This is a genomic window from Halomonas kalidii (assembly GCF_030010475.1).
Classification (GTDB): Bacteria; Pseudomonadota; Gammaproteobacteria; order Pseudomonadales; family Halomonadaceae; genus Halomonas; species Halomonas heilongjiangensis.
On sequence record NZ_JASCQN010000025.1, the window covers coordinates 300872 to 314016 of the forward strand.

At 70.6% G+C, this 13145-nt stretch carries 11 protein-coding genes and 1 other RNA gene; 10 read left to right on the forward strand and 2 right to left on the reverse strand.

All coding sequences use genetic code 11. From position 1 onward, the window contains the following. Positions 1-8: 8 nt before the first annotated feature. The gene (locus QLQ85_RS06070) at positions 9-377 is read right to left on the reverse strand and encodes a YraN family protein (protein ID WP_282738152.1); all 369 of its coding nucleotides are present in this window, start codon (positions 375-377) and stop codon (positions 9-11) included. Further along, positions 361-2154, reverse strand: a complete 1794-nt coding sequence (locus QLQ85_RS06075; RefSeq protein WP_282738153.1) for a penicillin-binding protein activator — start codon at positions 2152-2154, stop codon at positions 361-363. The genes QLQ85_RS06070 and QLQ85_RS06075 overlap by 17 nt, the downstream gene beginning before the upstream one ends. 38 nt (positions 2155-2192) lie before the next feature. Between QLQ85_RS06075 and rsmI the strand changes: the two genes are divergently transcribed. From rsmI to ftsW, 10 genes are all read left to right on the forward strand, one after another. Continuing rightward, the gene (gene rsmI, locus QLQ85_RS06080) at positions 2193-3050 is read left to right on the forward strand and encodes a 16S rRNA (cytidine(1402)-2'-O)-methyltransferase (RefSeq protein ID WP_282723637.1); all 858 of its coding nucleotides are present in this window, start codon (positions 2193-2195) and stop codon (positions 3048-3050) included. A 32-nt stretch (positions 3051-3082) separates the two neighbouring features. Further along, an RNA gene (gene rnpB, locus QLQ85_RS06085) (RNase P RNA component class A) lies at positions 3083-3448 on the forward strand. Positions 3449-3498: 50 nt separating this feature from the next. Next, a complete protein-coding gene (gene rsmH / locus QLQ85_RS06090; RefSeq protein WP_282738154.1) occupies positions 3499-4455 on the forward strand; it encodes a 16S rRNA (cytosine(1402)-N(4))-methyltransferase RsmH in 957 nt (318 codons plus the stop codon). A 9-nt stretch (positions 4456-4464) separates the two neighbouring features. Continuing rightward, positions 4465-4785 (forward strand): cell division protein FtsL, encoded by a 321-nt coding sequence (ftsL, locus tag QLQ85_RS06095; protein ID WP_282738155.1) that lies wholly within the window; start codon positions 4465-4467, stop codon positions 4783-4785. Then, positions 4782-6491, forward strand: a complete 1710-nt coding sequence (locus QLQ85_RS06100; RefSeq protein ID WP_282738156.1) for a peptidoglycan D,D-transpeptidase FtsI family protein — start codon at positions 4782-4784, stop codon at positions 6489-6491. Before ftsL ends, QLQ85_RS06100 begins: the two co-directional genes overlap by 4 nt. A 37-nt stretch (positions 6492-6528) precedes the next feature. Further along, a complete protein-coding gene (locus QLQ85_RS06105) occupies positions 6529-8037 on the forward strand; it encodes a UDP-N-acetylmuramoyl-L-alanyl-D-glutamate--2,6-diaminopimelate ligase (protein ID WP_282738157.1) in 1509 nt (502 codons plus the stop codon). Further along, complete coding sequence (locus tag QLQ85_RS06110) at positions 8034-9413, forward strand: UDP-N-acetylmuramoyl-tripeptide--D-alanyl-D-alanine ligase (RefSeq protein WP_282738158.1); 1380 nt, start codon at positions 8034-8036, stop codon at positions 9411-9413. The genes QLQ85_RS06105 and QLQ85_RS06110 overlap by 4 nt, the downstream gene beginning before the upstream one ends. A 9-nt stretch (positions 9414-9422) precedes the next feature. Continuing rightward, entirely contained in the window at positions 9423-10505 is a 1083-nt protein-coding gene (gene mraY, locus QLQ85_RS06115; RefSeq protein WP_282738159.1) for a phospho-N-acetylmuramoyl-pentapeptide-transferase, read from the forward strand. A 31-nt stretch (positions 10506-10536) separates the two neighbouring features. After that, on the forward strand, positions 10537-11913 hold the full coding sequence (gene murD, locus QLQ85_RS06120) for a UDP-N-acetylmuramoyl-L-alanine--D-glutamate ligase (RefSeq protein WP_282738160.1): 1377 nt from the start codon (positions 10537-10539) through the stop codon (positions 11911-11913). Further along, entirely contained in the window at positions 11910-13124 is a 1215-nt protein-coding gene (gene ftsW, locus QLQ85_RS06125) for a putative lipid II flippase FtsW (RefSeq protein ID WP_282738161.1), read from the forward strand. Before murD ends, ftsW begins: the two co-directional genes overlap by 4 nt. The last annotated feature ends 21 nt before the right edge of the window (positions 13125-13145 follow it).

Here is a 13145-nt window from a genome sequence, read left to right on the forward strand (position 1 = left end):
TTGGCCGATCAGAACGCGTCGAAGGCACCCTGCACCCACAGGAAGTCGAGGGCCGGGGCCTGGCCGGTCACGGCCAGCACGTCGAAGCGGCAGGGACATGATAGCCCGTTGCGCTGGAGATAAAAACGCGCCGCCCGGATCAGGCGGCGCTGCTTGGAGGCGGTGACGGTCTCGAGCGGGTGGCCGTGGCGGGTATCGGCGCGGTGCCGAACCTCGACGAACACCAGTACCTCGCCGTCGCGCATCACCAGGTCGATCTCGCCGCCCTTGGCGTGCTGGTTGCTCGCCTCGAGAGCGAGGCCCCGGTCGGCCAGCCAGGCCGCGGCGAGGCGCTCGACGGCGCCGCCGCGGGCCCGGGCATCACGGGGATTCGCCATCGCCATTCGAGCCAAGGTCGAAGAGCCCGGGGATCAGGATGGGCTGTGGCACCCCATTCACGAAGCGCGCCCAGGGCAGCTGGCGCTGGATGCGGCCATCGTCCCCCGGGCGCAGGGTGCCGGTGGCGCCGAACAGCTCGCTGTCCGGTATGGCCTGGAACTGCGGCAGGCGGCGCGCGAGCTCATAGGCGTCGACCCCCATGGCCATCAGCCGGAACAGGGCGGGGTCGGACTCCTCGCGCAACTGGCGGTAGCTGGTCGTGAAGGGCAGGGCGTCCTCGCCGCCGACCGCGGCATCGGGAATCTGCCAGGGGATGTCGATGAACTGAACATCATCGAGGTCGTGGTCCAGCCGCGGCTGCAGGCGGCCCTCGAAGAGGTGCGAGGTGGCGTAGATCGGCAGCTCGCCGGCGTAGTAGTAGTCCAGGGTCGGGGGGACCTGGCGGGCGTACTCGGGCAGGGCGAGCAGGAACAGCATGTCGATGTCGCCGAGCCGTGCGCGTTCGCCGCTCACGCGCAGCGCCGGGCGCACCGCGTTGGCGACGCTACCCTCCGGGTCGTAGCGCACGGCATTGGTGACCTCGCCGCCGCGCTCGCTCCACTCGCTCCAGAAGGCTTCACCGACGCGACGCCCCCAATCGTTGTCCGGCACCATCAGGACCGCCCGGCGGTGGCCGTCCTGCCAGGCGCGGCGCGCCGACTGGCGGGCCTCGTCCTCGGCGGAGAGGCCGTACTGGAAGAGCCCCCGGGCCTGGTTGCGTTCGCCATGGCCATAGTTGAGCGCCAGGGTCGGCAGCGGCACGCTGTCGAGGTTCTCGAGCTCGGTGACCTGATCCTTGTCGAGCGGGCCGATCACCACCTGGGCGCCGCGATTCTCGGCCTCGCGATAGAGCGCTGCGAGGTCACTGTTGCTGGCGTCGATGAAGCTCAGGCGGGCGCTGCTGCCGCCGTCGGCGGCGTTGAGGTGGTGGGCGCGCATGCCCTCGCGAATGGCGCCGGCGACGCCCGACAACGGGCCCGATTCGGGCAGGAAGACGGCGATGTGGTCGACCTCCATCCCGCGCAGGTCGCGCAGGGCCAGCAGATCGGAGGGTACCCGCCGTGCGGCGGGGTGCCGGGGGTGGCGCTCACGCCAGTCGTCGAGGCGGCCGAACAGTCGCTCCAGGTCACCGGCGCTGTTGCGGGCCAGCTCGGCCAGGTCCAGCCAGCCTTGGGTGAGGTCGTCGGCGCCGTCGCGCAGCGCCGAGAGTTCGCGTCCATCGAGACGCGAGAGGGCCTTCCAGATCGGGTCGTTGAGGGCCTCCTGGCCGGAGTCGGCCTGGGCGCGAAGCAGTGCCTCGGCGGCGGCGCCAGGCTCGTCGACCTCGAGCAGGGCCAGCCCCAGGCGCTGGCGCAGGGTGTCGGCCTGATCGCGGGAGAGATCGAGGGCGTCGATGTCCTGTCCGGCCTGAATCACCGCCCAGGGGTCGTCAAGCTCCTCACCCAGCCCGGAGAGCAGCAGTGCCCAGCGTGCCCTGGCCCGGCCGGGGAGCAGGCCGTCGTCGATGTCGCCGGCGATCTCCAGTGCCTGGGTGCGCTGCCCCTGGCGTGCTAGGATGTCGGCCGCTTCGAGCCGGGTGAGGGCGGCCTGTTCGGGGGCTTGCTGCTGGGCCTGCTCGAGCAGGCGGCCGGGATCGTCGTCGGGTATGCGCTCGACGATACCGGGTTGATAGGCGCAGCCGACGAGCAGCAGTGCCAGGAGCGCGGCGGCCATCGGGCCGCGGGGCATTTTCCGCATGAATCCATCCTTGTCCTGAGGGCGCCAGGGGAGCCGACATGTCTGACTCGAGTATGGGCACATTGTACGTGGTCGCCACGCCGATTGGGAATCTGGAGGACCTGAGCCCCCGCGCCGCCAGGGTGCTGGGTGGGGTGGCGTTGATCGCCGCCGAGGACACTCGGCACAGTGCCCGGCTGTTGCGGCACCTCGGGCTCTCGGTGCCGATGCTCTCGCTGCACGAGCACAACGAGGCGGCCCGGGTCGCCCAGCTCGATGCGCGGCTCGCCGCCGGTGAGTCGATCGCCCTGGTCAGCGACGCCGGCACGCCGCTGATCAGCGACCCGGGCTTCGTGCTGGTGCGCGAGCTGCGTGCTCGCGGCCGGCGTATCGTGCCGCTGCCAGGCCCCTGTGCCCTGGTGGCGGCGCTCTCCGCGGCGGGCCTGCCCACCGACCGCTTCCTGTTCAGCGGCTTCCTGCCGGCGAAGGGGAGTGGTCGTCGCGGCCGCCTGGAGGCGCTGGCGAGGCGCGAGGAGACCCTGGTCTTCTATGAGTCCCCCCATCGTATCCGCGACACCCTGGCCGACCTCGACGCCTGCCTGGGCGGTCGTCGCCTGGTGCTGGCGCGGGAGCTGACCAAGGCCTTCGAGACCTTCCTCGACGGCACGGCGGCCGAGCTGCTCGAGCGCATGGCGACCGACCCCGATCAGGCCCGCGGCGAGTTCGTGATCATGGTCGCCGGTGCCACGCCCCGCGAAGACGAGGAGGCCGCCGCGGTGGACGCCGACGCCCTCCTCTCGGCAATGCTGGTCGAGGGGGTGGGGGTCAAGCAGGCCGCGGCGGTGGCGGCCCGGGTGCTCGGCGGCGGCAAGAAGGCCTGGTACGCCAGGGCGCAGGCGCTCAAGGACGGGGATTGAGGGGCGCGCGAGGCGCTGGTATGCTTGCCGCGGGAGTTGGCCAGGCAGTCGCCGCTGGTCCCGGTTCTCGGATCGGGCCAGGGGAGGAAAGTCCGGGCTCCACAGGGCAGAGTGCCAGGTAATGCCTGGGCGGCGTGAGCCGACGGAAAGTGCAGCAGAGAGCAGACCGCCTACGTCTCCTTCGGGAGGCCGGCAAGGGTGAAAGGGTGCGGTAAGAGCGCACCGCGCGCCTGGTAACAGTGCGTGGCAAGGTAAACCCCACTCGGAGCAAGACCAAATAGGAACCCCATGGCGTGGCCCGCGTCGGGTTCGGGTAGGTTGCTCGAGGGCCGTGGTGACGCGGCCCCTAGATGAATGACTGTCCACGACAGAACCCGGCTTATCGGCTGACTCCCACTCGCGAATCTTGTCGTCGCGTCCGCCCCCCCAGCTTGTCATCGAGAAGCGCATGCCGTCACCCGCCCCTGAACACGCCTCCCGCGGCTTTCGCCATGCCAGCGTGCTGCTCGATGGCGCCGTCGCCGCCCTGGTCCACGATCCGCGCGGCGCTTACCTGGATGGCACCTTCGGGCGCGGCGGCCACTCCCGTGAGATCCTCGGCCGGCTGGCTCCCGAAGGGCGCCTGCTGGCCATCGATCGCGATCCCCAGGCGATCGCCGAGGCGGCCGCCATCACGGATCCCCGCTTTGCCATCGAGCAGGGCGAGTTCGCCCGGCTCGACGAGATCGCCGAGCGCCATGGCCTGCATGGTCGACTGGCCGGCATCCTGCTCGACGTCGGCGTCTCCTCGCCCCAGCTCGACGATCCCGAGCGCGGTTTCAGCTTCCTGCGCGACGGCCCGCTGGACATGCGCATGGATCCGACCCGCGGCGAGAGTGCGGCGGACTTCATTGGCCGGGCCAAGGAGACGGAGATCGCCCGGGTCTTCAAGACCTACGGCGAGGAGCGCTTCGCCCGGCGTCTGGCCCGGGCCATCGTCGCGCGTCGCACCGAGCGGCCCTTCACCCGCACCAGTGATCTCGCCGACGTCGTCAAGACCGCCCACCCCGCCTGGGAGAAAGGCAAGCATCCGGCGACCCGCGTCTTCCAGGCGCTGCGCATCCAGGTCAACGGCGAGCTCGAGCAGCTCGATGCGGCCCTGGAGGCAGCCCTGGAGGCCCTGGCCCCGGGCGGTCATCTGGTGGTGATCAGCTTCCACTCCCTGGAGGACCGCCGGGTCAAGCGCTTCATTCGCCGGCATGTGCGAGGCGACACCCACCTGCCGCGCGGCATTCCGATCCGTGACGACCAGCTCGAGCGGCGGCTGGAAGCCCTGGGCAAGGCGCAGCGCCCGACGGCCGCCGAGGTCGAGGACAACCCCCGTGCCCGCAGCGCGGTGATGCGCGTGGCACGCAAGCGGCATTGAGGAGGCGTCATGGTCCAGGGACGACCCGCGACGGCATCCGCCTTCGGCTGGCTGAGGGGCCGGGCGAGCCTGCTACTGGTCACCACCCTGCTGGTGGTGGCCTGCCTGGTCAGTGCCCTGGCGGTGATCACCGCCAGTCACCTGACCCGCGAGCAGTATGGCCGCCTGCAGCAGCTCGAGCGTGAGCAGAACCAGTTGCAGACCGAGTGGGGCCAGCTGCTGCTCGAGGAGAGCGCCTGGTCGTCGCCGGCCCGTATCGAACGCCTCGCCGTCGAACGCCTGGAGATGCGCCTGCCCGATGTCAACGAGGTCGAGGTGATCCGGCCATGACTACCGAGGTACGCAGCCGGGTGACGCCGCGCCGACCGCCACCCATGGCGCCCATGGGTGGGTTGCGCTACGGCCTGGTGTTGCTGCTGGTGGTGATCGGTCTCGGTCTGCTGGGCGGTCGTATCGCCATCCTGCACGTGATCGACCGCCCCTTCCTGCAGGGACAGGGCGATGCCCGCACCTTGCGCACCGACACCATTCCCGCCCACCGGGGGATGATCACCGACCGCAACGGCGAACCGCTGGCGATTTCCACGCCGGTGGTGACGCTGTGGGCCAACCCTCAGGACCTGCCCGCCGATGACATCCAGCGACTGATGCTGGCCCGGGCGCTGGGGGTGGAACTCGAGGCCCTCAACGAGCGCCTCGGGCGCTACGGCGAGCGCGAGTTCATGTACCTGCGGCGACAGATGACCCCGGAGGCGGCCCAGCGGATCCTCGACCTGCGGATTCCCGGTGTCTACGCCCAGAACGAATACAAGCGCTACTACCCGGCCGGCGAGGTCACCGCCCAACTGCTGGGGGTGACGAACGTCGACGATGCCGGCCAGGAGGGCCTCGAGCTCGCCTACCAGCCCCACCTCGCCGGGACCCCCGGGCAGCGACGGGTGCTCAAGGATCGTCGCGGCCGCCTGGTGCGTGACCTGCAACTGCTGCGCGAGGCGCGGCCCGGCGGCGACCTCACGCTGTCGATCGACCAGCGGCTGCAGTACATGGCCTATCGTGAGCTCAAGGCCGCGGTGACCGAGCACGAGGCCGACGGCGGGGTGGTGGTGATGATGGATGCCCGCAGCGGCGAGGTGCTGGCCATGGCCAACCAGCCCTCCTACAACCCCAACAATCGTGCCGGCATCGACCCGCGGGGGCTGCGCAACCAGGCCATCGTCGACGTCTTCGAGCCCGGCTCGGTGATGAAGCCCCTGGCCATGGCCGCGATCATGGAGAGCGGCCGGTTCGACCGCGACACCGTGGTCGACACCTCGCCAGGCTGGATGCGCATCGATCGCTTCACCATCCGCGATATCCGCAACTACGGCGAGCTGGACATGGCCGGAATCCTCGAGAAATCCTCCAACATCGGCATGTCGAAGCTGGTACTCGAGCTCGATGATCCCGTGGTGCCGGATCTCTATCGGCGGCTCGGCTTCGGCCAGAGCCCGGAAACCGGGTTCCCCGGCGAGTCCACCGGCAGCCTGCCGGCGCCGGTGCGCTGGTCGCGCAGCCAGTGGGCGGCGATCTCCTATGGCTATGGCCTCTCCGTTTCGGCGTTGCAATTGGCCAGCGCCTATACTGCCATCGCCAATGACGGGGTCAGGATGCCGCCGTCGCTGCTCAGGCTGTCGGAGCCGTCATCGGGCATGCCGGTGATCGAACCCGACGTGGCCCATGACCTGTTGCGGATCATGGAGGAATCGGTCCAGCCGGGTACCGGTGGGCGCCGTGCCGGCGTGGCCGGCTATCGCGTGGCCGGCAAGTCCGGCACGGTGCGCAAGACCTCGGCCAGCGGTTACCAGCAGAACGTCTACCGCAGCCTGTTCGCGGGCATCGCGCCGGTGTCGGACCCGCGCATCGTCACCGTGGTGATGATCGACCATCCCCGGGGCGAGGAGTATTACGGTGGCGCCGTGGCGGCGCCGGTGTTCTCGCGGGTCACCGGCAACGCCCTGCGGCTGCTCGATGTGCCGCCCGACCAGCGGGTTCGCTGAAACCGATCATGTATCCGAGCGAGGGGAGACGCAGTTCATGCAGGTGAGTGCAGCGCGGTTGACGGCCATCCTGAGGCGGGACTGGCCCGGGGTCGAGCTGCCCCGGCTCGACGAGCGTCCGGTGCGCCTGGTGATGGACAGCCGTCGCCTGACGGCGGGCGATGTCTTCGTCGCCGTGCCGGGCGTGGCCAGCGACGGTCGCGACTTCATCGATGCGGCCCTCGCGGCCGGCGCCAATCTGGTGCTCGCCCATCGGGAGCCCGATGGGCCGCCGGCCGCCCCGGCCGATCCGCGGGTGGTGCGTCTCGAGGGGTTGCGCGGGCGTCTCGGCGAGCTGGGCCGCGAACTCTTCGCTGTGCCTGCCGAGCTGGAACTGATCGGCGTGACCGGCACCAACGGCAAGAGCTCGGTGACCCACTACCTGGCCGAGCTGAGTCGGGCACTCGGCGTCGATACCGGCCTGGTCGGTACCCTCGGACACGGCCGCCCCGGCGCCCTGATCGATGCCGGCCTGACCACGCCGGGGCCGCTGGCCCTGCAGGCGACGCTTGGCGAACTCGCCGCGAGCGGGGTCCGACGCGTGGCCATGGAGGTCTCCTCCCATGCCCTGGAACAGGGTCGCCTGGAGGGGGGGCGGATCACCGCCGCGCTGTTCACCAACCTGACCCGCGACCATCTCGACTACCACGGCAGCATGATCGCCTATGCCGCCGCCAAGGCGCGGCTGTTCCGCCGGCCGGAGCTCGAGCTCGCCGTGGTCAATGCCGACGATCCGCTGGCCCGCTTGATGCTGGCGGGTGTGGCCCCCGGTGTGCGGGTCCTGGCAACCGGCGAGGACGAGGCGGTGACCCTGAGGGTCGTGGACTGGCGGCCCCATGAGACCGGACAGCGGGCGCTGATCGCCACCCCCGAGGGCGAACGAGTGCTCGAGCTGCCGCTACTGGGCCGCTTCAACCTCGACAATGTGCTGCTGGCCATGGCGACTCTCCACGGGCTCGGTCATGGACTGGAGGCGCTGTTCGCCGCCGCCGGGACGCTGACGCCGGTACCGGGGCGCATGCAGGCCCTCGTGCGCCCGGGAGCCCCTACGGTGGTGATCGACTACGCCCATACCCCGGATGCCCTGGAGAGCGCGCTCACGGCGCTCGCGGCGCACCTGCCGGGCAGCGGTCGGCTGTGGTGCCTGTTCGGCTGCGGCGGCGATCGCGACGCCGGCAAGCGCCCGCTCATGGCGGCCGCCGCCGAGCGCCACGCCGACCGCCTGGTGGTCACCGATGACAACCCGCGCGGTGAGGCGCCCGCGGCGATCCGCGGGCAGATGCTCGCCGGGTTGTCCGATGACGGCCGGGAGCGGGCCTGGAACCTGGGCGGGCGCGCCGAAGCGATCGCCCGGGTACTCGCCGAGGCCGGTGTCGACGATGTGGTGCTGATCGCCGGCAAGGGGCACGAGACCTATCAGGACGTGGCCGGCGTGCGTCACCCCTTCTCGGATGTCGACGAGGCCGAGCGGGCCCTGGTGGCCCGGGCCGGGGAGGGCGCGCCATGAGCCAGGCAGGCCTTGCGACCCTCGCCGAGGTCGCCGCGGCCCTGGGCCTGCCGGCACCGGCCGAGGACCTCGCGATCAACGCCATCGTCACCGATACCCGCCGGCTCGTGCCCGGCAGCCTGTTCGTGGCCCTGCGCGGCGAGCGCTTCGATGCCCACGACTTCATCGGCCAGGCCCGGGAGGCCGGGGCGGTGGCGGCCGTGGTCGAGGCAGAAGCGGAGCAACCGGCGGACACCCCGCTGCCGCAACTGGTGGTGGCCGATACCCGGCTGGCCCTGGGGCTGCTCGGTCGGGCACGGCGTCGCGCCTGGGGCGGCCCGCTGGTGGCGGTGACCGGCAACAGCGGCAAGACCACGGTGAAGGAGCTGCTCGCGGCGCTGCTGTCCCGCCGCGGAGCGACGCTCTCGACCCGCGGCAATCTCAACAACGACATCGGTGTCCCCCTGACCCTGCTCGGGCTCGAGCCGGGGCATCGCCAGGCGGTGGTGGAGCTCGGCGCCAACCACCTCGGCGAGATCGCCTGGACCACGACGCTGGCCGAGCCGCGGGTGGCGGTGATCACCAACGTCACCGGCGCCCATGTGGGCGAGTTCGGCGGTCCGGGCCGCATCGCCCAGGCCAAGGCGGAGATCCTCGCTGGGCTCGCCGCCGACGGCGTGGCGGTGCTCAACCGCGACGACGCCTACTTCGCCACCTGGGCGCGGCTGGCGGCACCCCGCGAGGTGCTCGACTTCGGCCTGGAGGGACGGGCCCGGGTCACGGCCTCCGCGCTGGCCTGCGACGCTCTCGGGCGCTATGCTTTCACGCTTGTCGTGGACGGGCGTGAACTCGGCCGCGTGCAGCTCGCCCTGCTGGGACGTCACAACGTCGCCAACGCCCTGGCCGCGGCTGCGGCCGCGCTGGCCATGGGCCTCGACGAGGCCGACGTGCTCGCCGGCCTCGCCGCGGTGGCGCCGATGCCCGGGCGCTTGAGCGTCGTGGAGGGGATCAACGCCACACGACTGCTGGATGATACGTATAATGCCAACCCCGGTGCGGTGAAGGCAGCGCTCGACCTGCTGGTGGCGCTGCCCGGGCCGCGCTGGTGCCTGCTGGGCGCCATGGGCGAACTGGGGGAGGCGTCCGACCGGTTGCACGCCGAGATCGGGCGCCACGCGCGGGAACTGGGGATCGACTTCCTCGGCACCTTCGGCGAGCCGGCACGGGCGGCGAGCCGTGCCTTCGGCGAGAAGGGGTGCCACTTCGACGATCGGGAGGCGCTGACGCGCCACGTCCTCAACCATCTGCCGCCAGGGGCCAGCGTGCTGGTCAAGGGGTCGCGCAGTGCCGGCATGGAAAGGGTGGTTGCCGCACTGCGCTCGGATGCATCAAGGTGAACGCGATACATGCTGCTTTATCTGGCCAACCTACTGGCGCAATTCTTCAGCGCCTTCAACGTCTTCAACTACCTGACCCTGCGCATGATCCTGGGGACCCTCACCGCCCTGGTGCTCTGCCTGTGGCTCGGGCCGGTGATGATTCGTCGCCTGGTGGAGGGCCAGATCGGCCAGGCGGTACGTGACGACGGCCCCCAGTCGCATCTCTCCAAGGCCGGTACCCCGACCATGGGCGGGGCGATGATCCTGATGGCCATTGCCGTCAGTACCCTGCTGTGGGGCGACCTCGCCAATCACTATGTGTGGATCGTGCTGGCGGTGACCCTGGGCTTCGGTGCCATCGGCTGGGTCGACGACTACCGCAAGGTGGTGGAGAAGAATCCGCGCGGCCTGCCGGCACGCTGGAAGTACTTCTGGCAGTCGGTGATCGGCCTGGCGGCGGCGGGCGTGCTCTACGCCACCGCCGTCGAGCCGGCGGAGACCAGCCTGATCGTGCCGATGTTCAAGGACATCGTACTGCCGCTCGGCGTGTTCTATCTGGTACTCACCTACCTGGTGATCGTCGGCAGCTCCAATGCAGTCAACCTCACCGATGGCCTCGATGGCCTGGCGATCATGCCCACCGTGCTGGTGGCCATGGGGCTGGCGGTGTTCGCCTACGCCAGCGGCAACGCGGTGTTCGCCAACTACCTGCAGATTCCCAACATCGTCGGTGCCGGTGAACTGGCGGTGTTCTGTGCCACCATCGCTGGCGCCGGCCTGGGCTTCCTGTGGTTCAATACCTACCCGGCCCAGGTGTTCATGGGCGATGTGGGGGCCCTGGCGCTCGGGGCGGCGCTGGGCGTGGTGGCGGTGATCGTGCGCCAGGAGATCGTGCTGTTCATCATGGGCGGCATCTTCGTCATGGAGACCGTCTCGGTGATTCTTCAGGTGGGCTCCTACAAGCTCACCGGGCGGCGCATCTTCCGCATGGCGCCGCTGCATCACCACTACGAGCTCAAGGGCTGGCCGGAGCCGCGGGTCATCGTGCGCTTCTGGATCATCACCGTGGTCCTGGTGCTGATCGGCCTGGCCACGCTCAAGGTTCGCTGATCCCCGGTGCGTCATCGGCAAGGAGCTGTGCATGGTCAAGGTGCCCAAGGGCGTCACGCTGGTGGTCGGGCTCGGCGTCTCGGGGCGCGCCATCTGTCGCCACCTGAGCCGGCTGGGTCGGCCCTTCATGGTCGCCGACACCCGGGCCGTACCGCCCGGCATGGATGACTTCCACGCCGCCCATCCGGGGGTCGAGGTCCACTGCGGGCCGCCGAGTGACCTGGACCTTTCCGAGGTCGAGGAGGTGGTGGTCAGCCCCGGCGTCGACCCGCGCGCCCCGGGACTGGCCGAACTCGCCGACCGTACCCGCGAAGCCACCGGCGAGCCGCTGCTGGTGGGGGAGATCGCGCTCTTCGTGCGCGCCTGTCGTGCGCCCATCGTTGCCATCACCGGCTCCAACGCCAAGTCCACCGTCACCACCCTGATCGGCGAGATGGCCCGGGAAGCCGGCCGCCGCGTCGCGGTGGGCGGCAACCTGGGCACCCCGGCCCTGGACCTGCTGGCCGAGGCTCCCGAGGCCGAGTTGTACGTGCTGGAACTGTCCAGTTTCCAGCTCGAGATCACGCCGCGCCTCGGCGCCGAGAGCGCGGTCTTCCTCAACCTCTCCGAGGACCACCTGGATCGCCACGGAGACATGGCCGGCTACCGGGCCGCCAAGCAGGGGATCTTCCGTGGCGCTCGCCATGGGGTGATCAACGCCGAGGAACCCATGACCTGGCCCGAGACCCGCCTGCCGGCCCAGGATCGCTTCACCACCGGCGCTCCCGCGGCCGGTGAGTGGGGCATCGGCCACCGTGAGGGGCGCGCCTGGCTGATGCATGGTGACGAGCCGCTGATGCCGGCCGACGAGGTGCGCCTGCCGGGGCGCCACAACCAGGCCAATGCCCTGGCAGCGCTGGCCGTGGGGCGCCGCCTCGACCTGCCGCTGGACGCCATGTGCCGCGTGCTGCGCCGCTTTCCCGGGTTGCCGCACCGTGGCGAACTGGTCGCCGAGGTCGAGGGGGTGCGCTGGATCAACGACTCCAAGGGCACCAACGTGGGGGCCACCCTGGCCGCCATCGCCGGCCTCGGCCCGACCCTCGAGGGACGGCTCGTGCTGCTCGCCGGCGGGGTGGGCAAGGGTGCCGACTTTCGACCACTGGCCGAGCCCCTGGCCCGCTACGGCCGCGAGGCGATCCTCTTCGGCCTGGATGCCGATCGCCTGGCGACCGCGCTCGACGGGTCGGTGCCGCTGAGCCGGGTCGCGGACCTGGCGGCGGCCATGGCCCGGGCCGCCGAGATCGCCGAGCCCGGCGACTGCGTGCTGCTCTCGCCGGCCTGTGCCAGCCTCGATCAGTTTGCCAACTACCAGGAGCGGGGCGAGGCGTTCCGTCGCCGGGTGCAGCGCCTGGCAGGGAGGACACCATGAAACGCCTGGCCCGCTGGCGGGAACGCTTCTCTACCCGCGATCAGCCCTTCGATGGCTGGTTGCTGCTGGCGGCCCTGTCGCTGATGCTGATCGGCTGGGTGATGGTCACCTCGGCCTCCACCGAGGTGGCCTCGAGCCTCACCGGCAACGCCTACTACTTCAGCATCCGCCACGGCACCTTCCTGGTGGTCGCGCTGCTCGTCGCGGCCCTGGCTCTGCGGGTGCCGCTGCTGTGGTGGAAGGCCAACGGGCCGCTGCTGCTGCTGGTGGGCATCGCCCTGCTGGTGCTGGTGCTGCTGGTGGGGCGCGAGATCAACGGCAGCAAACGCTGGCTCTCGGTCCCCGGGGTGCCCTTCAACCTCCAGGCCTCGGAGGTCGCCAAGCTCTGCCTGATCGCCTACATGGCGGGCTACCTGGAGCGCTTCCTGCCCCAGGTGAGGCGGCAGTGGGGCGCCTTCCTGCGCCCCCTGCTGGTGATGGCGCTGATCGCCCTGTTGTTGATCCTCGAGCCCGACTACGGTGCCGTGGTGGTGATGACCGGCTGCGTGATGGGCATGCTGCTGCTCGCCGGCGCCCCCTGGGGGCGTTTCGTGCTGCTGCTGGGCCTGGTGGGGCTGGCCGGTTTCTACGTGGCGATCGCCGAACCCTATCGCCTGGCGCGCCTGACCAGCTTCGCCGACCCCTGGGCCGATCAGTTCGCCAGCGGTTACCAGTTGACCCAGGCCCTGATCGCCTATGGCCGCGGCCACTGGCTGGGCATGGGGCTCGGCAACAGCGTGCAGAAGCTCTTCTATCTGCCCGAGGCCCACACCGACTTCGTCTTCGCTGTGCTGGCCGAGGAGCTCGGCCTGTTCGGCGCCATCGGGGTGGTGGGCCTCTTCGCGCTGCTGATCTGGCGCGCCTTGGCGGTGGGGCGGCGCGCGGAACTCGCCAGGCTGCCGTTCGCCGCTTACCTGAGCTATGGCATTGCCCTGGTGGTCGGCGCCCAGGCCTTCATCAACATCGCGGTGAGTACCGGCATGCTGCCCACCAAGGGGTTGACGCTGCCGCTGCTCAGCTACGGTGGGTCGAGCCTGCTGGTCAGCACCGTGATGATGGCGTTGCTGCTGCGCGCCGACATCGAGACCCGCCAGGCGGTGCGTCGGGCCAGCCCGGCCGCCCCGCGGCAGGGCCAGGGGCCCCGTCTCGACAAGCGAGGAGCCGTCCAGTGAGCAAGCGGCCGGGACGTCGTG